The organism is Aeromonas sp. FL131, assembly GCF_049860615.1.
GTDB lineage: Bacteria > Pseudomonadota > Gammaproteobacteria > Enterobacterales > Aeromonadaceae > Aeromonas > Aeromonas hydrophila.
Genome location: NZ_CP187595.1, coordinates 3,377,289 through 3,400,466, shown reverse-complemented (window position 1 = coordinate 3,400,466; position 23,178 = coordinate 3,377,289). Strand labels below are relative to the sequence as shown.

At 63.1% G+C, this 23,178-nt stretch carries 17 protein-coding genes and 2 pseudogenes; 16 read left to right on the top strand and 3 right to left on the bottom strand.

Translation table 11 applies throughout. The features are described 5' to 3' along the window. The first annotated feature begins 140 nt into the window (after positions 1-140). From ACPW75_RS15720 to ACPW75_RS15700, 5 genes are all read left to right on the top strand, one after another. A complete protein-coding gene (locus tag ACPW75_RS15720) occupies positions 141-1,166 on the top strand; it encodes an ABC transporter permease subunit (RefSeq protein ID WP_011707197.1) in 1,026 nt (341 codons plus the stop codon). Beyond that, positions 1,163-2,206 (top strand): ABC transporter permease, encoded by a 1,044-nt coding sequence (locus ACPW75_RS15715; RefSeq protein WP_026080473.1) that lies wholly within the window; start codon positions 1,163-1,165, stop codon positions 2,204-2,206. The genes ACPW75_RS15720 and ACPW75_RS15715 overlap by 4 nt, the downstream gene beginning before the upstream one ends. 81 nt (positions 2,207-2,287) lie before the next feature. Then, positions 2,288-4,105, top strand: coding sequence for an extracellular solute-binding protein (locus ACPW75_RS15710; RefSeq protein WP_077095679.1), 1,818 nt, complete (start codon positions 2,288-2,290; stop codon positions 4,103-4,105). Between the two features lie 25 nt (positions 4,106-4,130). Further along, the gene (locus tag ACPW75_RS15705) at positions 4,131-5,174 is read left to right on the top strand and encodes an ABC transporter ATP-binding protein (protein ID WP_077095678.1); all 1,044 of its coding nucleotides are present in this window, start codon (positions 4,131-4,133) and stop codon (positions 5,172-5,174) included. Beyond that, on the top strand, positions 5,171-6,172 hold the full coding sequence (locus ACPW75_RS15700; RefSeq protein ID WP_077095677.1) for an ABC transporter ATP-binding protein: 1,002 nt from the start codon (positions 5,171-5,173) through the stop codon (positions 6,170-6,172). The genes ACPW75_RS15705 and ACPW75_RS15700 overlap by 4 nt, the downstream gene beginning before the upstream one ends. A gap of 681 nt (positions 6,173-6,853) precedes the next feature. Here ACPW75_RS15700 and ACPW75_RS15695 read toward each other — a convergent pair. Next, positions 6,854-8,305 carry an aminoacyl-histidine dipeptidase gene (locus ACPW75_RS15695; protein WP_039214716.1) on the bottom strand — a complete coding sequence of 484 codons (1,452 nt, stop codon included), beginning with the start codon at positions 8,303-8,305 and terminating at the stop codon, positions 6,854-6,856. 917 nt (positions 8,306-9,222) lie between these two features. On the opposite strand from ACPW75_RS15695, the gene gpt reads away from it, so the two are divergent. The 6 genes and pseudogenes from gpt to ACPW75_RS15665 all read left to right on the top strand — a co-directional run bounded on the left by gpt (position 9,223) and on the right by ACPW75_RS15665 (position 14,945). After that, positions 9,223-9,690, top strand: coding sequence for a xanthine phosphoribosyltransferase (gene gpt / locus ACPW75_RS15690; RefSeq protein ID WP_016351815.1), 468 nt, complete (start codon positions 9,223-9,225; stop codon positions 9,688-9,690). A 119-nt stretch (positions 9,691-9,809) separates the two neighbouring features. Continuing rightward, on the top strand, positions 9,810-11,084 hold the full coding sequence (frsA, locus tag ACPW75_RS15685; protein ID WP_077095676.1) for an esterase FrsA: 1,275 nt from the start codon (positions 9,810-9,812) through the stop codon (positions 11,082-11,084). A gap of 61 nt (positions 11,085-11,145) precedes the next feature. Continuing rightward, positions 11,146-11,545 (top strand): annotated as a pseudogene (crl, locus tag ACPW75_RS15680) (sigma factor-binding protein Crl). A gap of 160 nt (positions 11,546-11,705) precedes the next feature. Continuing rightward, positions 11,706-12,809 carry a glutamate 5-kinase gene (gene proB, locus ACPW75_RS15675; RefSeq protein ID WP_011707186.1) on the top strand — a complete coding sequence of 368 codons (1,104 nt, stop codon included), beginning with the start codon at positions 11,706-11,708 and terminating at the stop codon, positions 12,807-12,809. Between the two features lie 81 nt (positions 12,810-12,890). After that, a pseudogene (locus ACPW75_RS15670) lies at positions 12,891-14,156 on the top strand (glutamate-5-semialdehyde dehydrogenase); the annotation flags it as partial. Between the two features lie 153 nt (positions 14,157-14,309). After that, the gene (locus tag ACPW75_RS15665; RefSeq protein WP_076360490.1) at positions 14,310-14,945 is read left to right on the top strand and encodes a murein L,D-transpeptidase catalytic domain family protein; all 636 of its coding nucleotides are present in this window, start codon (positions 14,310-14,312) and stop codon (positions 14,943-14,945) included. A 70-nt stretch (positions 14,946-15,015) separates the two neighbouring features. On the opposite strand, the gene ACPW75_RS15660 is transcribed toward ACPW75_RS15665, so the two are convergent. Beyond that, a complete protein-coding gene (locus ACPW75_RS15660; RefSeq protein WP_011707183.1) occupies positions 15,016-15,447 on the bottom strand; it encodes a universal stress protein in 432 nt (143 codons plus the stop codon). 186 nt (positions 15,448-15,633) lie between these two features. On the opposite strand from ACPW75_RS15660, the gene ACPW75_RS15655 reads away from it, so the two are divergent. Continuing rightward, positions 15,634-16,374 carry a hypothetical protein gene (locus tag ACPW75_RS15655; RefSeq protein WP_077095674.1) on the top strand — a complete coding sequence of 247 codons (741 nt, stop codon included), beginning with the start codon at positions 15,634-15,636 and terminating at the stop codon, positions 16,372-16,374. Positions 16,375-16,419: 45 nt separating this feature from the next. Here ACPW75_RS15655 and ACPW75_RS15650 read toward each other — a convergent pair whose 3' ends face one another. Further along, the gene (locus ACPW75_RS15650; protein WP_016351811.1) at positions 16,420-16,923 is read right to left on the bottom strand and encodes an RNA methyltransferase; all 504 of its coding nucleotides are present in this window, start codon (positions 16,921-16,923) and stop codon (positions 16,420-16,422) included. 303 nt (positions 16,924-17,226) lie between these two features. Here ACPW75_RS15650 and ACPW75_RS15645 point away from each other — a divergent pair, with 303 nt between their 5' ends. The 4 genes from ACPW75_RS15645 to ACPW75_RS15630 all read left to right on the top strand — a co-directional run bounded on the left by ACPW75_RS15645 (position 17,227) and on the right by ACPW75_RS15630 (position 23,151). After that, positions 17,227-19,851, top strand: coding sequence for a nitrate reductase (locus tag ACPW75_RS15645; RefSeq protein ID WP_077095673.1), 2,625 nt, complete (start codon positions 17,227-17,229; stop codon positions 19,849-19,851). A 22-nt stretch (positions 19,852-19,873) separates the two neighbouring features. Next, positions 19,874-20,632, top strand: coding sequence for a uroporphyrinogen-III C-methyltransferase (gene cobA / locus ACPW75_RS15640; protein ID WP_077095672.1), 759 nt, complete (start codon positions 19,874-19,876; stop codon positions 20,630-20,632). A 139-nt stretch (positions 20,633-20,771) separates the two neighbouring features. Next, a complete protein-coding gene (locus ACPW75_RS15635; protein ID WP_077095671.1) occupies positions 20,772-21,356 on the top strand; it encodes an ANTAR domain-containing response regulator in 585 nt (194 codons plus the stop codon). A gap of 436 nt (positions 21,357-21,792) precedes the next feature. Next, a complete protein-coding gene (locus tag ACPW75_RS15630; protein ID WP_232105282.1) occupies positions 21,793-23,151 on the top strand; it encodes a CmpA/NrtA family ABC transporter substrate-binding protein in 1,359 nt (452 codons plus the stop codon). Positions 23,152-23,178: the final 27 nt, after the last annotated feature.

Here is a 23,178-nt window from a genome sequence, read left to right as displayed (position 1 = left end):
TGATTTTTGTTGCAGAGCTTTTACAGTGACCGAGCGGATAGTCTGTCAATAACTGGCTATCCAGTGAGTAATGCCAGGAAGGACAGGCCTGTCACCGGATGTGACTGGCCATAAAAGAACAACAAGGACGAGGTTCCACCATGCTGTCGTATTTCTTACGTCGGATGCTTTTGATCATCCCGACGTTTCTCGGTATCACCCTGCTCGTCTTCACCATCACCCGTTTCGTGCCGGGCGGCCCGGTCGAACGCATGCTGCTGCAAGCCCAGGTTTCTCAGAACGAATCTGGCCGCTCCAGCGGCAGCAAGGGGGCGCAGGCGCTCTCCGACGAGCAGATCGAGGAGCTCAAGGCCTTTTACGGGCTCGACAAGCCCATGCTGGTCGCCTATTGGGAGTGGCTGCAGAAGCTGGCGGTGCTGGATCTTGGCGAATCGACCCGCTATTACGAACCGGTGTGGGGCCTCATCAAGGACAGGTTGCCGGTGACCGCCTTCTTCGGGCTGGCGACCTTTCTGCTCAGTTATGCCGTTTCCATTCCGCTCGGGGTGGCCAAGGCGCTCAGGCACAACAGCCGCTTCGACTCGCTCAGCTCCATGCTCATCTACATGGCCTATGCGCTGCCCGCCTACGTGGTGGGCATCTTCCTCATCACAGTGTTCGCGTTTCATCTGGAGTGGCTGCCCATGGGGGGCTTCCCAGGGGACGAGTTTGACGGCATGGAGAGCAGCTGGGATCAGATCCGTACCGTGTTCGCCCATGCCCTGCTGCCGCTCATCGCCTACGCCATCGGTGATTTCGCCATCCTCACCATGACCATGAAGAACAGCCTGATGGAGAACCTGTCGGCGGATTACGTGCGCACCGCCGTGGCCAAGGGGCTGCCGTTTCGCAAGGCGGTGACCGATCATGCGATGCGCAACAGCCTGATCCCCATCGCCAGTCACCTAGGGTCGGTGCTCACCGTCTTCTTCGGCGGCTCCTTTCTCATCGAGACCATCTTCAACATCGACGGCATCGGTCTGCTCGGTTACGAGGCCATCGTCGAGCGGGATTACCCCACCGTGATGGGCATTCTGGCCATCACCTCCATGCTGATGCTGGTGGGCAATATCGTCTCCGACATCTGCGTTGCCCTGGTCGATCCCCGCGTGCGGTTCGGAGAGTGAACATGAACCCTGTCACCTTAAAAAAACTCAAGCGTTTCAAATCGATCAAGCGCGGTTACTACTCCTTCATCATCTTCACCACCCTGGTGCTGCTCTCCCTGCTGGCGGAGCTCTTGGTCAACAGTCGGGCACTGATGGTGAGCTATCAGGGGGAGCTCTATTTTCCCACCTATGGCGACGTGATCCCGGGTCAGCAGTTCGGGCTCGATTACGAGTACGAGACCAATTATCGCCAGCTCAAAGACAAATTCGCTGCCGATGGCAAGGGGGATTGGGTGGTGTTGCCGCCGGTGCCCTGGAACCCCTATGAGCAGGATTTCAAGCAGGATGCCTACCCACCCTATGCGCCGAGCCTGGCCGAGCGCCACCTGCTTGGCACCGACACCAGCGGCCGCGACGTGCTGGCGCGTCTGGTCTACGGCTTTCGCATCGCCATCGGCTTTGCCTTCATCGCGCTGGTGGCCAGCTATGCCATCGGGGTCACCATCGGCTGCATGATGGGCTTCCTCGGTGGGCGGTTTGACCTGGTGCTGCAGCGCTTTATCGAGATCTGGTCCCAGGTGCCGTTTCTCTACGTCATCATGATCCTGGTGTCGCTGGCCAAGCCCAACTTCGGCCTGTTCGTGGCCATCAACGTGCTGTTTGGCTGGATGGGCATCACCTGGTACATGCGCACCCTCACCTACAAGGAGCGGGCGCGGGACTACGTGATGGCGGCGCGGGCCCAGGGGGCCGGCACCGGGCGGATCATCTTCCACCACATTCTGCCCAACACCCTGATGATGATCGTCACCCTGGCGCCGTTTGCCGTGGTGGGCAACATCTCCACCCTGACGGCACTGGACTATCTGGGCTTCGGCCTGGCTCCGCCCACCCCGAGCTGGGGGGAGCTGCTCTCCCAGGGCATCAACAACCTGGATGCCATCTGGATCGTGAGCTCTGTGGTGGCAGCGGTGAGTCTGGTGCTGATCATGGTCTCCTTCATCGGCGAGGCGATCCGCGAGGCGTTCGATCCGCGCAAATTTACCCGTTATCAGTGACCTGGGGCGGGCTTGTGGCCCCGGTTGCTCACCCTTGAATCGACAAGCCCCCAGTGCAGGGGTATGACCTGGAAGTCAAACATGAAAAATAAAATGAAATGGATAGGTGCTCTCTTTGTGCTGGTGAACGGATCCTGGGTGTGGGCGGCCAGCCTGCCTGCAGATCTCAAATGGGAGACCAACGACACCGACCCCGTGTTCGCCTCGCCCAAGGCGCTGCCGGGTGGCAGCATCACCATGTTCGTGGACAGTTTCCCACTGACGTTTCGCACTGTGGGGCCGGACTCCAACGGCGCGTTCCGCTCCTTCATCATGGATAACCAGCTGAGGCTCATCAGCTTCCACCCCAATACCGGCAACCCCATTCCGTCGCTCGCGACCCACTGGGCCATCGCGCCGGACAACCAGACCGTCTACTTCAAGCTGGATCCGCGCGCCAAGTGGTCGGACGGCAAGCCGGTGGTTGCCGATGACTACACCTTCGGCTACGAGATGATGCGCTCCAAGGACATCAAGGGGCCCTGGTTCAACAACTACTACACCACCGAAGTGGTGGCAGTGGAGAAGGTTGACGACCACACCATTCTGGTCAAGGCAGGTACCCGCAAGGCCAAGCTGGACCTGCTCAACACCACCGAGCTGTGGCCCCAGCCCAAGCACTACTACAAGCTCACCCCCAACTGGGTGAAGCAGTACAACTGGGCCGTGGTGCCCACCACCGGCCCCTACGTGATGAGCGACGTGAAGAAGGGCAAGTCCATCACCTTCAGCAAGCAGAAGGAGTGGTGGGCAAAGGACGATCGCTACAACCAGCACAGGTTCAACCTCGACACCATCAAGGTGCAGGTGATCCGCGATCACAACATCGCTTTTCGTCACTTCCTGAAAGGGGAGCTGGATACCTTCGAGATGATCCTGCCCAACTGGTGGCATGAAAAAGCGGTTACCCCCGAATACAAGCAGGGATATGTGCAGAAGGTGATGGCCATGACCGACACCAAGCAGGGCGGTCAAGGGCTGCATCTCAATATCGCCACTCCCAAGCTGGCGGACCTCAACGTGCGGCTCGGCATCCAGTATGCCCTCAACATCGACAAGATGATTAAAACCGTGCTGCGTGGCGACTACGACAGAGCCACCACCTTCGGCTCGGGTTTTGGCGAGTTCACCGACATGCAGCTGCCGGAGCGGGCCTACGACATCGCCAAGGCGCGCGACTACTTTGCCAAGGCGGGTTACAGCAAACCGGGGCCGGACGGCATCCTGCAGAACGACAAGGGGGAGCGGCTGACCCTGGCGCTCACCTACACCAGCCAGGAGCACTCCAAGCGGTTGACCGTGCTCAAAGAAGAGGCCAAGAAGGCGGGGCTGGATCTGGAGCTCAACCTGGTGGACGGCGCCACCGGCTTCAAGGCGATGCTGGAGAAGAAACACGAGGCTGCCTGGATGGGCTGGGCCGGCGGCGGCCTCTATCCGCAGTATTGGGAGTCGTTCCACTCGGCCAACGCCAACAAGCCGCAGACCAACAATTTGTTCAACGTGGCTGACAAAGAGCTCGATGGGCTGATCGACGCCTACAACGTCGAGTTCGACATGGCCAAGCGGGCCGAGCTCTCTCGCCAGATCCAGCAGCGTATCTATGATCTCGCCATCTTCGTGCCCGGGGTGCAGCTCAACTACGTGCGGGCCAGCAGCTGGCGCTACGTGATGCTGCCCGAGGTGCCCGCCACCAAGAACACGCCGGATCTGCTCTACTGGCCCATGGATGGCTACCCTCACAGCAGCGGCGGCTTGCTCTGGCTCGATCCCAAGGTGAAGGAAGAGACCCTGAAGGCCAAGGAGGCAGGGGAGGCGCTGACGCCCATCAACCTGCTCGACAAGACTTATGCGCGTCATTGATATGGCACAGAAGGGAGCAGCAGTCATGTCCAACACACAGGCTCCTCACCCCGAAACCCGGGATCATGGGGGCGATGACAAGAGCAAGGCCCCCATTCTGGAGGTGAGCGATCTGGCGGTGGAGTTTGCCGTCGACGACGGCAAGATCAAGGTGCTCGACGGGGTCAGCTTCAAGGTGGCCCCGGGTCAGACACTGGGGGTGGTCGGTGAGTCCGGCTGTGGCAAGAGCGTCACCTCGCTTGCCATCATGGGGCTGTTGCCCAAGCCCCATGGTCAGGTGGTGGCGGGCTCCATCCGCTTTCAGGGGGAGGAGCTGCTGTCGCTTGCGCCGGATCAGATGTACAAGGTGCGCGGCAACCGCATCTCGATGATCTTTCAGGAGCCGATGACGGCGCTCAACCCGGTGCAGACAGTCGGTGATCAGCTGATGGAGGTGTTCCGCCTCCACCGTCCCGACTACAGCAAGGCCCAGCGCAGGGAGGCAGCCATCGCCATGCTGCAGAAGGTGGGGATCCCCGAACCTGCCCAGCGTTTTGCCGTTTATCCCCACAACCTCTCCGGCGGCATGCGCCAGCGGGTGATGATCGCCATGGCGCTTGCCTGCGAGCCGGCGCTGCTCATCTGCGACGAGCCGACCACGGCGCTCGATGTGACCATTCAGGCCCAGATCCTGGAGTTGATGAAGGAGCTGCAGGCCCAGACCGGCATGGCCATCATCTTCATCACCCATGATCTCGGGGTGGTGGCGGAGCTGTGCGACGAGGTGGTGGTGATGTATGCCGGCCGGGCGGTGGAGCAGGCCGACGTGTTCGAGCTGTTTGACCACCCGCGCCATCCCTATACTCATGGTCTGATGAGCTCGATCCCACGGCTCGAAGATGAGCCCAAGAGCCTGCTCAAGACCATCAAGGGGCAGGTGCCCGCCCTGCACGAGATGCCGGCCGGATGCCGTTTCTCCAACCGTTGTCCCCATGCCACCGAGATCTGCGTGAGCGCCATTCCGGCCACCGAGCAGCTCGCCGAGCGGCATGGAGTGGCCTGCCACCACTGGAGGGAGCTAGCCGTATGAAGACGCTTTTATCGGTGCGCGACGTGAAGCAGCACTTCCAGCTGGGCGGCGGCTTGTTGCGCAAGAAGTATCATGTCTACGCGGTGGACGGCATCAGCTTCGATCTCAAGCAGGGGGAGACGCTGGGGCTGGTGGGCGAGTCCGGCTGCGGCAAGTCGACCCTGGGGCGCACCCTGCTCAAGTTGTTCGAGCCGACCGCCGGCACCATCACCTTCGAGGGGCGTGACATCACCCACCTCCCGCCCAAGGAGATGCGATCTTTGCGCCAGGAGATGCAGATCGTGTTTCAGGATCCTGCGGAATCCCTCAACAGCCGCCACACGGTGGGGCAGATCCTGGAGGAGCCCTTCGTCATCCACGGCAAGGGCAACGCCGAACAGCGGCGGGTCTGGGTGCAGGAGCTGCTGGAGAAGGTGGGGCTGCCGGGCAGCGCGGTGGATCGCTATCCCCATGAGTTTTCGGGCGGCCAGCGCCAGCGCATCGGCATTGCCCGGGCCATCGCCCTCAAGCCCAAGCTGCTGGTCTGTGACGAGGCGGTGTCGGCACTGGATGTGTCGGTGCAGTCCCAAATAGTCAACCTGCTGCTCACTCTGCAGCGGGAGATGAACCTCGCCATCATCTTCATCGCCCACGATCTGTCGGTGGTCAAGCACATCTCGGATCGGATTGCGGTCATGTATCTGGGCCGGATCGTCGAGCTGGCCGAGGCCCAGTCGCTCTATCTGGCACCCCGCCACCCCTATACCCAGGCGCTTATTTCGGCCATTCCGGTGCCGGACCCGCGTCGGCGCAGCCAGCGCATCCTGCTGACGGGGGATGTGCCGTCTCCCATCTCGCCGCCGAGCGGCTGCCACTTTCATCAACGCTGCCCTTATGCCGGCGAGCTGTGCCGCACCAAGTCGCCGAGCCTGCAGCCGTGCGACGGGGCCGATCATCAGGTGGCCTGCCACACGCCGTTGCCGCTGGCCGAGGCGATCCCCCTGGGAAAGGCGGTATGATGCCGGTGCCCGCATCGCAGCAAGATGGCACGGGAAACAGCGAATAAAAAATGGGGCCTGCGGGCCCCATCTTCATGGTTGGAGTTCAGGTTTGGCCGTGGAACATCTGGCCAGGGCAGGACAGCTCCCCCGCAAGGGGATGGCTGCTGTGTGGATTGCTGTTTTTGTAATTTTATTACTTAAATGTTCGATCACGCTTTCACGAAATTGCCCGCTGGCGGCATCAGGCGCCATAGCGGAAGTAGTAGTTGCGGGTTGCCGGCGCATAGGTATCTTTCTCTACGACGCCTTTCTTGCTGGTTACACCCTTCAGGTGGAACAGAACTGCCAGATTCTCAAACATATATTCACCTCATTGCTCTGTCGTTGATTTGTTATCTGTGACCTGGGTCACGCTTTGATCCTATGGTCTTCTGTGAGCTGGATCAACTTTTTGTGTTGTAAATTTACATAAATCATAGAAAGGGTTTTCAAATCCAAGGTTGCTTATGGAGACGGTTTCAGCAGGCTCTCAGATTGACACCTGATGGTCTGGCTGACGGGTCTGGATGAGCCACGGATGGGGGCGGCAGAGCCGTCCGGCGGTTTCGAGGGGAAACATGCCAAGGGTGGGAGCAGGCAAAAAAATACCCCGCACCTGGCGGGGTATGTGGTGTGGCCGGTCGGCCTTGGCCTGCGGGTTTATTTGGCCGGGATCTGTTCCAGCACGTGAACCAGCAGTTGCCAGAACCGCTCGACCGCCGGAATGTGCACCTTCTCACCCGGGGCGTGGGCGCCGCGGATGGTCGGGCCGAAGGAGACCATGTCCCACTCCGGGTAGGCGCTCTTGAACAGACCGCACTCGAGGCCGGCGTGGATCACCATGACGTTCGGCATCTCGCCAAACAGGGTCTGGTAGCTGTTGCGTACCAGCGCCATTACCGGGGAGTCCACGTTCGGTGCCCAGCCCGGGTAGGCGCCGGTAAACTCGCAGCTGGCGCCAGCCAGATTGAACAGGGAGCGGGTCATCTGTTCGACGCTCTCGCGACCGGAGTCGATGAGGGAGCGGATCAGGCACTGTACGTACACTTCGCCATCCTGGGTCTTGATGACGCCCAAGTTGGTGGAGGTCTCGGTCACGCCCGGGATGGCATCGCTCATGCGGATGACGCCGTTCGGGCAGGCCATCAGGGAGTCCAGCAGGCGGGCCTGCAGGGACTCGCTCATCAGCTGGGCCGGTTTTTCCTGGGATGTGAGCAGCACGGTCAGGTTGGCTTCGGTGGCGGCCAGCTCGCTCTGGTAGATGCCGGTATAACGGTCAACCAGGGCCTTGAATTCGTTGACGCTGGCGGCGGGCACCAGCAGCTTGGCCCGGGCCTCGCGCGGGATGGCGTTGCGCAGGGTGCCGCCATGGATCTCGGCCAGACGCAGGCCCAGCGGCTCGGCGGCCTTGAGCAGACGCACCAGCAGCTTGTTGGCGTTGCCGCGGCCGCGATGAATGTCGACCCCGGAGTGGCCGCCGCGCAGGCCCTTGACCAGCAGCTCGAAACCTTCACCCTCGGTGGCGGCGACCAGCTCCAGCGGGAAGCGGATATTGGCATCCACCCCGCCGGCGCAGCCCATGTAGACCTCGCCATCCTCTTCGGAGTCGGTGTTGAGCAGGATCTCGCCCTCCAGCCAGCCCGCTTCAAGGCCGAAGGCACCGGTCATGCCGGTCTCTTCGTCGGTGGTCAGCAGCACTTCCAGCGGACCGTGCTTGATGGTCTTGTCGGCCAGCACGGCCAGGCAGCCCGCCATGCCCATGCCGTTGTCGGCGCCCAGGGTGGTGCCGCGGGCAGTGACCCATTCACCGTCGATGTAGGCATCGATGGGATCCTTGGTGAAGTCGTGCTGGGTGTCGGCGTTGGCCTGCGGCACCATGTCGATGTGCGCCTGCAGCACCACGGCCTTGCGGTTTTCCATCCCCGGCGTGGCCGGTTTCTTGATGATGATGTTGCCGACGGCATCTTGCTTGACCGCCAGACCTTCCCCTTGTGCCCATTGGACGATCCAGGCGCTCAGCTGGGCTTCGTGCTTGGAAGGGTGGGGGATGGAGCAGATCTGTTCGAAGAAATGCCAAATCAGTTTGGGAGAGAGAGAACTAAGCTGTGCCACGTCGGGACTCCTTACCAGCACGGAAGATGACAGGGCCCCGGTAGCGGGGCGAGCAAGAGGATAACGATAATACAGTCAATCACACAAAAATGTGAGCGATCAGCGCAAATTGCGGGCGGCTTGTGCTGGCAAGCGGGGGAATGGCAGCGTACAGCTCCGGTATGGACGAAGCGAACCAGCACAAAAGAAAATTTGTGACTCGCATCACAAAAATATTGAGTTTATGGCGCCGGCTGGTAAATTAACGACCGTGGTTCGCCACCCGTCAGGATGACGATGAATGCCTCCAGGGAACCGAAGCAAAGCAAGTGCGCCTCCATGGAACCGAGTGTCCGTTCAAGGATCTGAACCCGCATTAAGGTACGTAACTTGTTAAGCAATCAGGAGTTTATGATGTCAGGCAGCAATTCAACCTATTGGTTCGCCCAGTCTCTTTATACCCAGGGTTTCAACTATCCGAACCCCTACGCCAGCCGCCGTTAAGGCCGGTTGCCGGCCAGGCTGACAGGCGGATCGAAAACAGCAGGCGAGTGAGGAATCCATCCTCCCCCTGCTATTTTTTTATCTGCTGCTCGGCGAGCGTCGCCCGGGAGAGGGAAAAGAGGGAGTCAGCCGGACTTGCTTCGATTTTTTTCCTGCATTTCGCATACGTTTGCCAGTCAATTTATCCGCAAACGATGGTATCATGCCCGCCCAACAGCCTGTCTGCGGTCCTGCCCCCTCTGTGACATGACCGCCAGCTCTGCCCATCCTGCTTCCATTGCATCTGTTTTCGCTGCCGAGGGTCTTCTCCCGAGGCGGTCGTGGTGCAAGCCGAATTTGGGAAAAAGGGCCGTCAGCATTAACGAAATCACGTGCGTCTGCACGGGTTTTCAAGTCTTAAGTGATTGTTTTTATAACTCGTTGAGATCGATTGTATGCCGAAAAAGTTTTATGTGTCGTGGGACAACCTGCAACGTGAAGCGCGCCGTCTGGCCCGTCGTCAACTGCCCGTCAGCCAATGGAAAGGGATCATCGCGGTCAGCCGCGGCGGCTTGGTTCCGGCTGCACTGATGGCGCGTGAACTTGGCATCCGCAACGTCGAAACCCTGTGCATCTCCAGCTATGACCACAACAGCCAGCGTGATCTGGTGGTCGTGAAGGCCGCCACCACCGCGGGTGACGGCGAAGGCTGGCTGGTGGTGGAAGATCTGGTGGACACTGGCACCACCGCCAAGGCGATCCGCGAGCTCTACCCCAAGGCCAAGTTCATCGCGATCTTCGCCAAGCCGATGGGTGAGCAACTGCTGGATGACTTCGAAGTCGCCATCCCGCAAGACACCTGGATCGAACAGCCGTGGGATATGGCGCTGGAGTTTGCCACGCCGATCTGCGACGAAGAGTAAGCAGCGAATCAGCTTCACAGGGCTCCTATATGGAGCCCTGTTTTTTTGTGGTGCAACTGGCTGCCGGGCGGGAAAAGTGGTTAAGATGGAGCCATTGCATGACAGTATGAGTAATAGCTTTGGACTTGAACGACGACCTTAACCTGACCGAGAAGCTCTTTACCCGGGTAAAAAAGGTGCTGGAGACCTCGGAAGTCTCCAACTCCAACTCCAGCCCGGTCGCGGAGCAGGATGACAATGTCGATGAGACCTTCATCGACGGTTCCATGTCATCGCGCTGGTATCGTCTGCTGCGCCGGCCGACCTGGGCCTGGCAGGGGGCGGACCCGGTCGAGGTGGAGCAGACCCTGGCCTGCATCGCCATGGGAGAGGGCGAGCGTACCCACGAGCGCTTCCTGGATACCATCAAGGGTTATGTGCCCGGCAACTGGGTCTATGAGTGGAGCCAGCTGGCCGGCCGCTACTTCAACCGGGGTCGCGAGCTGGTGGCACAGGGCGAACGAGCCGCGGCCCTGAAAAGTCTGCTCAAGGCGGTGCGCTACTACTCCATCGCCAGCTACCCCCATCTGAAGAATGACGAGCTGGCGGATCAGGCCCAGCTGCTCGGCAACATGGCCTACCGCGAGGCGGGACGCCTGTTCAAGGTGCCGCTCAAGGAGCTGCAGGTGCCGTTTCGCGGCAAGCACATTCAGGGCTACCTGCACCTGCCGACCACCGACAAGCCGGTGCCTCTGGTCATCGTCAGCGGCGGCATCGACTCGCTGCAGGTCGACTTTCTCAATTTCTATCTCAAGTGCCTGGAGCCCAACGGCATCGGCATGTTGTCGCTCGATATGCCGGGCATTGGCTATGCCGAGCATTGGCCGCTGGTGCAGGACACCAGCCGGCTGCACCAGGCGGTATTGAATCATCTGTCTGAAGTGGCCTGGGTCGATCACCAGCGCATCGCCATGGTGGGTTTTCGCCTGGCGGGCAATGTGGCGGCACGGCTCGCCTTCATCGAGCCGTTCAAGCTCAGGACCGTGGTTTGCATCGGCGCTGGCGTCAATCAGGTGTTTACCAATCAAGAGATGTTTGCCCGCTGCCCGCGCATGATGCGGGACGGGCTGGCCAACCGGCTGGGGGCTGATGCGGCCCAGTGGGAGTCGCTGCGTACCAAGTGCCAGGTATTTTCACTCAAGACGCAAGGATTGCTGGGGACTCGCACTTCCGTGCCGATATTGAGTATTGGACACAAGAAAGATTTTATTTGTCCCGAGCAGGATGTCCGGGCATTGGCGTCCGCCAGCCGCAACGGCAAGGCGGTGGTGTTCGACAAACAACCCTTGCTGGAGGTATACGACGAGGCGTTGAAAGAGATGGTCGACTGGCTCAAGAAGCACCTATGTACATGATATAGCGCTAAAATATAACGTCATCCCAGGGTGATGTGGCTTGTTCAACAGGGAGGTTAACATGTCAGAAAGAGTGACCTACAAGCGACTGCTGAGGCAGTTTGCCGCGATTGGCCCCTATTTACGTGAGGACCTGTGTGAAGAGGGGCGTTACCGTTTCGACTGCCTTTCCGTCTGTGTCAGCGCCAAGCCGGCGCCGGACAAACGGGAATTCTGGGGCTGGTGGCTGGTGGCTGGTGCTGGAGCAGCAGGATCACAGCTTCAGCTATCACTATCAGGTCGGCTTCTACAACGCCGAAGGGGAGTGGCTCAACAAGCCGCTGCCCAAGAAGCATCAGGCTGAAGTCGAACGTACCCTCAACCACTTCTACAAGCTCATCAGTGACAAGCTGCACCAGCTTGGTTGCCAGCTCGCTCCCGCCGAGCAGGTCACCAACGAGCTGACCGTCACCGCCGCCTGATGACCCGCCGCCCCGCCAGCCACCCATCGGCTGGCGGGGCGTTTCTTTGCCGCTTGCTCCGCTTTGCCTGCACCCGCCGCTGCCCTGGTGTTAATTGCCTTGCAGGGCAACAGGGCCGTGGGTATAAAGGGATTCCTTATATTTCAGCCTTTTTGCTCCCATGGAAAACAGAACCATAGTCGTCAAACTGGGCACCAGCGTGCTCACCGGGGGATCTTCCCAGCTCAATCGTGCCCACATGGTCGAGCTGGTCAGACAGTGTGCAGCCTTGCACCGTCACGGCCACAGGGTCGTGGTGGTCACCTCGGGGGCCATCGCCGCCGGCCGTGAGCATCTGGGCCACCCCCCATTGGCGCCAACCCTGCCCAACAAGCAGATGCTGGCGGCCGTCGGCCAGACCCAGCTGATCCGGGTATGGCAGGATCTGTTCAACCTCTATGGGTTGCACATCGGTCAGATGCTGCTGACCCGCGCCGATCTGGAGGACAGGGAGCGTTACCTCAATGCCCGCGACACCCTGCGCACCCTGCTCGATCACCGCATCATCCCGGTCATCAACGAGAACGACGCGGTGGCGACTGCCGAGATCAAGGTGGGGGACAACGACAACCTCTCCGCTCGCGCCGCCATCCTGGCCGATGCGGATCTGCTGATCCTGCTGACCGATCAGAAGGGGCTGTTTACCGCCGATCCCCGTACCAACCCGGATGCCCAGCTCATCGAAGAGGTGCAGACCATCGACGACACCCTGCGCAAGCTGGCGGGTGACAGCGTCAGCGGGCTCGGTACCGGCGGCATGGCCACCAAGTTGCAGGCCGCTGACGTGGCGCGCCGCGCCGGCGTCAACGTGGTGATCGCCACCGGCCAGATGCCGGAAGTGGTCGGCCGTCTCGCCAAGGGCGAGCGCATCGGCACCCTGTTCCCGGCGCTGGCTTCGCCGCTGGAAGGGCGCAAGAGCTGGATCCTGGCAGGCCCGCCCCCCCACGGCGAAGTGCAGGTGGATCAGGGCGCCGTGGCTGCCATGCAGGAGAAGGGCTCCAGCCTGCTGCCCAAGGGCATAGTGGCGGTGAAGGGCGATTTCGTGCGTGGCGACGTGGTGCGCATTCTCGATCCCAAGGGGGCCGAGCTGGCGCGCGGCATCTGCCGTTACAATCATCTGGAGCTGGACAAGCTGCGCGGCGTCCATTCGGACAACATCGAACAGGTGCTGGGTTACGGCTATGGCGCCGTGGCCATCCACCGCGACGACATGGTGCTGCTGTGAGTCGCCAGCCGCTGCCACGCAAGGGCAGCGACACATCAAGATAAGGGGGGACGCCGCCATCGGGCGGCCCCGCAAGAACCAAAGGGAAGAGAGATGAGTCTGGAGAAAATGGGGCAGGCGGCCCGTGAAGCCGCCTATCAGCTGGCCACCGTCAGCACGGCGCAGAAGAACCGGGCGCTGGCCGCCATCGCCGACGAGCTGGAGGCGCGCAGCCACCAGATCCTGGCCGCCAACGAGAAAGACATCGCCGCCGGCCGTGCGGCGGGCTTGTCAGACGCCATGCTGGATCGGCTGTTGCTCAACCCGGCCCGGCTGGCCGGTATCGTGGCGGACGTGCGCAAGGTGATCTCTCTGGACGATCCGGTCGGGGCCGAAATCGACAGCCGGATGCTGGAGAACGGCCTGCGCCTCTCCCGCCGCCGGGTGCCCATCGGGGTCATCGGCGTCATCTACGAGGCGCGTCCCAACGTCACCATCGATATCGCCAGCCTCTGCCTCAAGACCGGCAACGCCAGCATACTGCGCGGAGGCCGCGAGACCTTCCACTCCAACCTGGAGCTGGTACGGGTGATCCAGAGTGCGCTGGCGGCCTCCGGCCTGCCGCGCGATGCGGTGCAATACATCGACAACCCGGATCGGGCGCTGGTGGGCGAGCTGCTGCGCCTCGACCGCTACGTGGACATGATCATCCCCCGCGGCGGCGCCGGGCTGCACAAGATGTGCAAGGAGAACAGCTCCATTCCGGTGATCATCGGCGGTTTTGGCATCAGCCACATCTTCGTGGACGAGAGCGCCGATCTGGCGCGCTCCCTGGCGGTCATCGACAACGCCAAGGTGCAGCGCCCCTCCGCCTGTAATGCCCTCGACAGCCTGCTGGTGCACGAGAAGGTCGCCGCGACCTTGCTGCCGCAGCTGGTGGACTTAATGAACGAGCGCAAGGTGGCCCTGGTCGCTACTTCCGAAGCCATGCCGCTGCTTACGGGCGCCGACAGCCTGCGTGCCGCCGGCCCGGAAGACTTCGATACCGAGTGGCTCTCGCTGACCCTGGGAGTCAAGCTGGTGGCGGATGTGAACGAGGCACTGGCCCATATGCGCGAGCACAACGCCGGTCACTCCGATGCCATCCTCACCAACGATCTGGCCAATGCCGAGCGTTTCGTCAACGGGGCCGGTTCGGCGGCGGTCTACGTCAACGCCTCCACCCGCTTCACCGACGGTGGCCAGTTCGGGCTGGGCGCCGAGGTGGCGGTCTCGACCCAGATGCTGCATGCCCGTGGCCCCATGGGGCTGACCGAGCTCACCAGCTACAAGTGGGTGGGATTGGCGGACTATCTGAGTCGCGCCTGACGCCTTTTGGGGCCTGTGTGAAGATGCCGACTCAGGTCGGCATTTTTTTGCTTTTTTCTTGCCTGCTATCAGGGGCTTGCATATAACTATCCAGCGAGGTGTGGCGATATTTTGAGCGCTGCGCTAGCCACAAAAACGGGAGCAGATTCAAGGATGAAGCAAACAGATTGGATGAAGCGCTGGGGCGCGCTCTGGCTGGGGTTGCCGCTGCTGCTGGGGGCGCTCTGCTTTAGCAGCAACAGCCACGCCAGCTGGGATCAGGATCTCTACCGCCAGTTGGGGCTGGCCGGCAAGCTCGACAAACAGGTATTTCGCAAGGCCATCACCAGTTACCAGAGCGTGCGCCACAAGCGCAAACCCATTCTCACCATTATCGACTACAGCAAACCCTCGACCATGCGCCGGCTGTTCGTCATCGACGTGAAGCGCCACAAGCTGCTCTACCACACCTGGGTCAGCCATGGTCGCAACTCGGGCGAGTTGGCTGCCAACCAGTTTTCCAACCAGTTCAATTCCATGAAGAGCTCGCTCGGGGTCTATCGCACCGCCGAGACCTATCAGGGCAAGCACGGCTATTCGCTGCGCCTCGACGGCCTGAGCCCAGGCCAGAACAGCAATGCCCGCAAGCGGGCCATCGTGGTGCACGGCGCCGACTATGCCAGCCCGCGCCATTTGCGCAAATATGACAAACTGGGCCGCAGCTGGGGCTGTCCCGCACTGCCCAAGGAGCAGTCCAGGGCCATCATCGACATCATCAAGGGGGGCAGCGTCATCTACGCCCACGGCTGAGGCCGGCCCGCGAGCCCAAATAGAAAAGGCCAGCGAATGCTGGCCTTTTGCAGTGAGTCTAGCGTGGCGGCTACTTGCGTACCACCAGCACGGGGCAGGGGGCATGGCGCACCACGGATTCGGCCACGCTGCCTACCAGCAGATGGCTGATGCCGGAGCGGCCGTGGCTGCCCATCACCACCAGGTCGGCTTTCTCTTCCTTGGCCTGCACGACGATCTCGTCGGCGGCGCGACCGAAGCGCACCTCGAAGGTGGCAGGAATGGGCAGACTGGCGATCAGCTCCTTCATCTGGCTCTTGGCCTGACGCTCCATCTCATGGGTGATCTCGATGGCAGTCATGTGCAGGATCTTGTAGCTGTCGAAGCCATGCAGTTGATCCACCACGTGGACCAGTTTGAGTTCGGCCTTGTGGCTCTGGGCCATGAATACGGCATAGTCGAGCACGGCCTGTGACATCTGGGAAAAATCGACCGGACAGAGCAGGGTTTTAATGGATGGCATATGAAGGCTCCCCTATGTTGGGTTACTAATGAATCTTATTGTCAATAATACCGATTCAGCGGGCAATAACCCTCGACTCGCTCGCAAAACCGGGAAAAAGAGGTGCGTTGCCGGCAGATCTTCATATCATGGGGAATGGCTTGGGCGCGGCTGCAAATGGCATCGCCTGCGGAGAAACGGTAAGACATGATTCGTTTGTTGCTTTCATTGACGTTGCTGATTTGCTGGCCCGGTCGGGCCGATCCCCTCTATGTCTATTGCGATGACTGGCCGGGCTTCTGCCAGCCGGATGGCAGGGGCGTCTATCTGGACATAGTGCGGGCCATCTATCAGCCCAACGGTTACCAGGTCATGCCGCGCATCGTGCCCTACAAGCGGGCCCTGGCGGTGATCGCCCAGAAAGGGGGCGACATGGCGATGGGGGTCTATCGGGATGAGGTGAGCGGCGTGCTGCAACCCCGCCATCCCGCCTCGGCCGATGATCTGACGGTGCTGATGCTCAAGAAGTGGCGGCCCCAGTGGCAAGGGGAGCACAGTCTGAGCGGGCAGGGGGTGGTGTGGTTGCGGGGCTGGGCCTTTGACAAGTACATACCGGTCTCCATGCGCTGGCACGAGATCGACAGCCACGACATGGCGCTGCAGCTGCTGGCCAAGGAGCGCTATCGCTACTATCTGACCGCCGGGGTGCTCTACTCGGCGGATTCCATTCCCGCCAACATGCAGCGCATCTTCCTGCGCTGGGTCCCGACCTATCCCATCTTTGCCGATACCGAGAAGGGGCGCAGCCTGCAACAGCTCTGGGATCAAGGCATGGTCAATCTGGTGCGACACGGTACCCTGGCCGAGATCTACCGGCGCTACCAGCTCTACGACTATTACCGCGATTTCATCAAACAGCAGGAGCAGAGGCTAGCCCCTGGCAACTAAAGCGCCCTGCGCCGGGGGCTGGTTACCTGTTCAGGCGCTTTTTTGTCAGCGTCTCAGCTGCTTGGCCAGCCGGTCATAGAGGATCACGTTGACCGAAGCGGCGAGATTCATGCAACCGTGCGTCGGGACGTAGATCACCTCCTGCACCGCCTTGAAGCGGGCGGGATCCAGGGTACCGTCCTCCGGGCCGAAGATGTAGAAGGCGCGCGCCGGGTGCACATAGTCCGGCAGGGAAGTGGCCCCCTCGATCAGATCCACCAGCACCGGCGTGCAGCCGGCCGGCACCATCTCCATCAGATCGTCGACCCCGAGCAGGGGGATCTTCTCCACCATCTGCTTGGTATCGGTGGCGAAGCGGCGCGCCAGCTCGAAGCGGTTGCCGGTGTAGTAGACCTCGTCCGCCCCGTAGCAGCCGGCGGCCCGCATCACGGCCCCCACGTTCTCCGGTGACTTGGGGTTGACCAGCCCGATGCAGCAATAGCCTGCGTCGCCGTGCGGTGCTGACTCATCCCCCTGTGGTGGCAGGCATTCGTGGTCTGACTCTCTCATCTCGCTCTCCTCTGTGGCGGCCGCATTATACTCCCGCGCCGCCCCTTGCCCAGCCTGGGTATGCACTCCCGCCTGACGGGCCCAACAAGGGGGCGCTTGCACCGTCCCAGCGCAGCCGCTCGGTGCCGATCGCCGTCCAGGCGCACCTTGCATACTGGCGCGGGGTTTGCAGTTATCCCAGGAGAGAGTAAATGCGGCTTATCCGGACAAAGGCGTCCGTCCCCAGCGGGGGCGGGCGCTTTTTTTATGGGCCATGGCAGCGGCGACCCAGGGATGGGGAGTCGGACGACGAGGAGCAAGGGAATGAACACCACCTGTGCCTATTGTGGAGTGGGCTGCGGCATCCGGCTGAGCCGGGAGGGGGATGACTGGCAGTTGCAGGGGGATGAGGGGCACCCGGCCAACGCGGGGGCTCTGTGCGTCAAGGGGGCCAGCCTGCTGGAGAGTCTGGATTTCCCCGATCGCCTGCTCTATCCGCGCTGGCTGGGGCAGCGTATCGGCTGGGAGCAGGCTCTGGATACCCTGGCGGAGCGTTTCACCGCCATTCTGGCCGAATCCGGGCCACAGGCCATCGGCATCTACCTGTCGGGCCAGCTCACCACCGAGGATTACTACGTTGCCAACAAGCTGATGAAGGGGTATCTCGGCAGTGCCAACGTGGATACCAACTCCCGGCTCTGCATGTCGTCGTCGGTGGCGGCCCATCAGCGCGCCTTCGGCGAGGATCTGGTGCCCGCCTGCTACGAGGATCTGGAGCTCGCGGATCTGGTGGTGATCACCGGTGCCAACACCGCCTGGACCCACCCCGTGCTGTTTCGTCGTCTGCAGCAGGCGCGGGCGCGGCGCCCCGAGCTCAGGCTGGTGGTGCTGGACCCGCGCCGCACCATGACGGCGGAGCAGGGGGACCTGCACCTGGCCCTCAGGCCCGGCAGCGACGTGGCGCTGTGGAACGGGCTGTGCCGCTACCTGCTCGATCACGACGGCTGGGACAAGGATTATGTGGCGCGCCATGTGAGCGGCTTCGAGGCGCTGGCGGCGGCGCTGGACGATCCGGCCTGGCAGCTGGAGGCGGTGGCCCAATGTTGCGATCTGGCGCCGGGGGATCTGCTCGGCTTCTACCGGCTGTTTGCCCGCACCCCCAAAACCGTCAGCCTGTTCTGCCAGGGGATCAACCAGTCCAACCAGGGGGTGGACAAGGCCAACGCCATCATCAACGCCCATCTGCTGTGCGGGCGCATCGGCAAGCCGGGGGCGGCCCCCTTCTCCATGACGGGGCAACCCAACGCCATGGGCGGGCGCGAGGTGGGGGGGCTGGCGACCCAGCTGGCGGCCCACATGGGCTTTGGCGAGGCTGAGCGCGATCGGGTGCAGCGTTTCTGGCAGAGCCCGACCATGGTGGGTGGCCCTGGCCACAAGGCGGTCGAGCTGTTCGAGGCGGTGCACCGGGGGGAGATCCGCGCACTCTGGGTGCTCGGCACCAACCCGGCAGTCTCCCTGCCCGACGGCAACCGGGTGCGCGAGGCGCTGGCTCGCTGCGAGCTGCTGGTGGTCTCCGAGGTGACCGCCAACACCGACACGGCGCATCTCGCCCACCTGCTGCTGCCCGCCGCCGCCTGGGGGGAGAAGAGCGGCACCGTCACCAACTCGGAGCGCACCATCAGCCGCCAGCGCGCCTTCCTGCCCCCGCCGGGGGAGGCCAGGCCCGACTGGTGGGCGCTGACCCAGCTGGCTCGCCGGCTCGGCTTCGGCGAAGGGTTTGCCTATGAGCACGAGCACGACATCTTCTGCGAGCACGCAGCCCTGTCGGGTTTCGAGAATCAGGGGCAACGCCAGTTCGACATCTCGGGGCTGGCCCGCCTCAGCCGCGCCGAGTTCGAGGCGCTGGCGCCCCTGAGCTGGCCGGTCAACGCTGCCTGGCCTAGCGGCCGGGCCCGGCTGTTCGAGGATGGGCGCTTCGCCACCCCGGATGGCCGTGCCCGTCTGCTGCCCCTGGCTCAGTTCTTTCCCCCCGAGCCAGAAGCGGTGCAGCCGCCGGCGGGCCTCTCCTTGTTGCTTAACAGCGGTCGGCTGCGGGATCAGTGGCACACCATGACCCGCACCGGCCACGTGCCGCGTCTGCAGGAGGCCGAGCCCTGGCCCAGGGTGCGGCTCGGCGCCGCCAGCCTGCTGGCGCTGGGGCTCAAGGAGGGGGATCTGGTGCGCCTTCACAACGAGCTGGGGGAAGCGCGGCTGCTGGTCGGGCTGGACGAGGGGCTCAGGGAGGGGGAGGCCTTCCTGCCCATGCACTGGACCGACAGCCAGTGCAGTCAGGGGGCGGTCAATCGCCTCATTGCCGCCGTGGTGGATCCCCTTTCCGGCCAGCCCATGTTCAAGCAGGGCCGGGTGCGGGCCGAGCCGCAGCCGACCCGTTGGCAGGGGCTCTGGCTCGGTCGGCGAGACTGGGACGAGCCGCTGGACTGGTGGGCCAGGCGCCCGTTGCCGGAGGGCAGCTGCACCCTGCTGGCCTCCTGGTCAGAGGCGCCCGAAGCCCTGTGGCAGCGGCTGGCAACCCAGGGGCGCTGGCTGCGACTGCCGCTGGCGTCGGGTTGGCTCGCCGTGGCGCTGGCCGGGGATCGCATCGATGGCCTGTTGCTGGTGGGGGAGCGGCGCCCGGACATCAAGGTTGAGCTGCTGGCGAGCCTGCTCGGCACCCCGCTGCAGGCGGGGGCCCTGAGCCAGACCCTGAACGTGGCCCTGCTGGGGGAGAGCCGGCTGATCTGCTCCTGCCTGCGGGTGTCGGAGCAGCGCATCGTCGATGCCATCGTGCGACAGGGGGTGAGCGAGCTGGCGGGGCTGCAGGCCCTGCTCGGCTGCGGCAGCAACTGCGGCACCTGCCTGCCAGAGATCGACAAGCTGTTGATCAAACATGTTTTTATCGCCACCGCTTAAGACGGGATACAAGGAGTCTGTGATGAGCCAAATCAGTCTGGTAGGGGCCGGTCCAGGCCCGCTCGAATTGTTGACCCTGCGTGCGCTGCAGCGGATCGAGGCGGCGGAGGTGGTGGTCTATGACCGCCTGGTGGGGGAGGAGATCCTGGCCCGCATTCCCCAGGGGGCGGCCCGCTTCGACGTGGGCAAGCGCTGTGGCGAGCCGAGCCCGAGTCAGGCGCAGATCAACGCCCTGCTGCTGGCGCTGGCTCGCACCGGTAAGCGGGTGGTGCGGCTCAAGGGGGGCGATCCCCTGGTGTTTGGCCGTGGTGGCGAGGAGGCACTGCACCTGGCGCGCCACGGCATCGCCGCCGAGCTGGTGCCCGGCATAACGGCTGCGCTTGGCTGCGCCGCCAGCAGCCTGATCCCGTTGACCCACAGGGGGCTGGCCCGCTCCCTGACCCTGGTCACCGGCCACCTGATGGACGAGGGCGACTATCAGGGCTGGCAGGGGCTGACCCGGGCCGGTCACACCCTGGTGTTCTACATGGGGCTGGAGCGGGCGGCCGAGATCCGGCAGGGGTTGCTGGCGGCCGGTGCCTCACCGGATCTGCCGGTGGCGCTGGTGGTGGCCGGTTGCAGCGCCCGCCAGCAAGTCCATGAGACCCGGCTGGACGGGCTGGCGCAGGCCGCCTTGGCCCTGCTCGGCCAGAGCCCGGTGCTGATGATCATGGGGGAGGTGGTGCGCCTGCGGGCCGAGCTGCAGGGCCTGCTGGGACAGGCGCTGGAGCGGGTGGCCTGAGCCGCCGTTCCCTCTCTACCTCTACTACCTCCAGAGGAATAAAAAGGGGGTATATTCAAACAGTTGGCGCTCATGTTGCCTCTGTGGTGACAGACCACAGTGGTGGCAGACCAATCGAATGCCGTTGGCAAGGAGCGCCATGACCATTCTCACTTCAGGGGGCCCCGCTGGCCCCGTTTCCCGCCTGCTGATCCACGCCGACGAACCGGGTCAGGCCAACCGGCTGGCCCTCTTGGTCAGCCAGTATGGCCATCAGCCCAGGATCCTCGACGCTCGCCAGCTACTGAGCCCGGACGGGCAGGGAGATGCCCTGCTCATCAGCAGTCGCCAGTTCGGTGCCGAGGTGCGGCTCGGCCTCTCTCTCTGGCCCGGGGTACCGCGCCTGCTGTTTTGCGAGCGGATCGGCACCGAGCCCCAGATCGCCCTGTTGCAGCAGGGGGTGCTGCTGGTGCCCCATCCGTGTGGCGAGCGGGAGCCGGTCGAGCAGTGGCTGCGCCTCGCCCGCAGCCAGCTGGCCATGGTGCAGGCGCTGGCGCAGACCGAGAGCGAACTGCGTCGGCAGCTGGTGGAGCGGCGGCTGATCGAGCAGGCCAAGGGGCGGCTGATGCGCCATCAGGGGCTGGACGAGGAGCAGGCCTACCGGCTGATGCGCAGCACCGCCATGAGCCGCCACCTGAGCCTAGGGGAGCTGGCACGGCAACTGCTGTTGGCACTGCCCGCCTGAGAACCGGGTCCACGCTCCTACTGCGAGGCCGTGATCAAGGCTCATGTGCTGCTCGGAATCCTCATTTATGTCTATAAACTCCGGTTCCTGCGCTGCTCTTTACCTTGCTGACGACCTCTCGTGACAGATCGCGAACCGGTTCTGAAGGGACTGGCAAACCGTTTTGGTGCAACTGCGCCTCATTGAGGCGCATAAACGGGCAGAGGATGCGCCCCGAGCCGCTCAGGGCCCGCCAGCGGTGGTTCGGCCAGATTGGCACGGAAAGTGAATTAACGAACAGACAGAACAAGACGCAGTGGTGAGGCCGCAAGGCTTCACCGGCAACAGGGCAAAGAGGCCTCACCGATCCCGGATCGGTGGGGCTTTTTTTTGGTCGTCATCCTGCAACGAGGCAGGCGGGCGAGAGCCCGGAACAGGAACCGAGCGAGGGAATGGCATGAACAGACGACAAGGATGTGCGGGGATGCTGCTGGCGGTGCTGTCACTGCCGGCGCTGGCCGCGGTGGGGGCGCCCGAGCAGGAGGAGATCAAGCTCGGCTTCATCAAGCTGACCGACATGGCGCCACTGGCGGTGGCCTATGAGCGCGGCTACTTCGAGGACGAGGGGCTCTATGTCACCCTCGAGGCCCAGGCGAACTGGAAGATCCTGCTGGATCGGGTGATCGACGGCGAGCTGGACGGTGCCCAGATGCTGGCGGGCCAGCCCCTGGCGGCCCATATCGGCATCGGCACCCAGGCAGAACTGGTGACGGCGTTTGCCATGGATCTCAACGGCAACGCCATCACGGTGGCCAAGCCGGTGTGGGCAGCCATGGCGGCCCAACTGCCCAAGCCGGTGGCAGGCAAGGTGCCGGCGCCGGTGAGCGCCGCCGCCCTCAAGCCGGTGGTGGAGCAATACCGGCAGGCGGGCAAGCCGTTCAACATGGGGATGGTGTTCCCCGTCTCCCCCCACAACTACGAGCTCAGGTACTGGCTTGCGGCTGGCGGCCTCAACCCCGGTTTCTACGCACCCAAGCTCGGGGACAACTCGGGCCAGCGCCAGGCGGACGTGCTGCTGTCAGTCACCCCGCCACCGCAGATGCCCGCCACCCTGGAGGCGGGCACCATCGCCGGCTACAGCGTGGGGGAGCCCTGGAACCAGCAGGCGCTCGCCAAGGGGATCGGGGTACCGGTCATCACCGATCAGGAGATCTGGCGCAACAACCCGGAGAAGGTGTTTGGCGTCACCCGGGAGTGGGCAGAGCGCCACCCCAACACCCATGTCCGGCTGGTGAAGGCGCTGCTGCGGGCCGCCTGGTGGCTGGATGCAGAACAGAACGGCAACCGGCGCGAGGCGGCCAAGATGCTGGCGAGACCCGAGTACGTGGGGGCCGACGAGCAGGTGATCGCCAGCTCCATGACCGGCACCTTCGAGTACGCCAAGGGGGACAAACGCCAGCTGCCTGACTTCAACGTCTTCTTTCGCCACCACGCCACCTATCCCTACTACTCGGACGCCATCTGGTACCTGACCCAGATGCGGCGCTGGGGCCAGATCCCCGAGGCCAAGCCGGACGCCTGGTTCGAGCAGGTGGCCAAGGCGGTGTATCAACCCGAGGTCTATCGCCAGGCCGCCGAGGTGCTGATCGCCGAGGGCAAGCTCAAGGCGCAGGACTTCCCCGATTTTGCCAGCGAGCAGGGCTATCGCGGCCCTCAGGATGGCTTCATCGACGGCCTCATCTACGACGGCCGCCACCCCAACGCCTATCTGCAGCAGTTCGCCATCGGCCTCAAGGGCGATGAGCGGGTGCAATGAGCGAGGAACGCGCAATGAAACGACATC

Excerpts from the sequence above, each read along its gene's own strand:
- ACPW75_RS15710 (WP_077095679.1), top strand. The coding sequence starts at position 2,288 with ATGAAAAATAAAATGAAATGGATAGGTGCTCTCTTTGTGCTGGTGAAC.
- cobA (WP_077095672.1), top strand. The coding sequence starts at position 19,874 with ATGAGCCAAATCAGTCTGGTAGGGGCCGGTCCAGGCCCGCTCGAATTG.
- ACPW75_RS15650 (WP_016351811.1), bottom strand. The coding sequence starts at position 16,923 with ATGAGAGAGTCAGACCACGAATGCCTGCCACCACAGGGGGATGAGTCA.
- ACPW75_RS15700 (WP_077095677.1), top strand. The coding sequence starts at position 5,171 with ATGAAGACGCTTTTATCGGTGCGCGACGTGAAGCAGCACTTCCAGCTG.
- ACPW75_RS15645 (WP_077095673.1), top strand. The coding sequence starts at position 17,227 with ATGAACACCACCTGTGCCTATTGTGGAGTGGGCTGCGGCATCCGGCTG.
- ACPW75_RS15630 (WP_232105282.1), top strand. The coding sequence starts at position 21,793 with ATGAACAGACGACAAGGATGTGCGGGGATGCTGCTGGCGGTGCTGTCA.
- ACPW75_RS15720 (WP_011707197.1), top strand. The coding sequence starts at position 141 with ATGCTGTCGTATTTCTTACGTCGGATGCTTTTGATCATCCCGACGTTT.
- ACPW75_RS15665 (WP_076360490.1), top strand. The coding sequence starts at position 14,310 with ATGAAGCAAACAGATTGGATGAAGCGCTGGGGCGCGCTCTGGCTGGGG.
- ACPW75_RS15705 (WP_077095678.1), top strand. The coding sequence starts at position 4,131 with ATGTCCAACACACAGGCTCCTCACCCCGAAACCCGGGATCATGGGGGC.
- gpt (WP_016351815.1), top strand. The coding sequence starts at position 9,223 with ATGCCGAAAAAGTTTTATGTGTCGTGGGACAACCTGCAACGTGAAGCG.
- ACPW75_RS15660 (WP_011707183.1), bottom strand. The coding sequence starts at position 15,447 with ATGCCATCCATTAAAACCCTGCTCTGTCCGGTCGATTTTTCCCAGATG.
- ACPW75_RS15635 (WP_077095671.1), top strand. The coding sequence starts at position 20,772 with ATGACCATTCTCACTTCAGGGGGCCCCGCTGGCCCCGTTTCCCGCCTG.
- ACPW75_RS15655 (WP_077095674.1), top strand. The coding sequence starts at position 15,634 with ATGATTCGTTTGTTGCTTTCATTGACGTTGCTGATTTGCTGGCCCGGT.
- proB (WP_011707186.1), top strand. The coding sequence starts at position 11,706 with ATGGAAAACAGAACCATAGTCGTCAAACTGGGCACCAGCGTGCTCACC.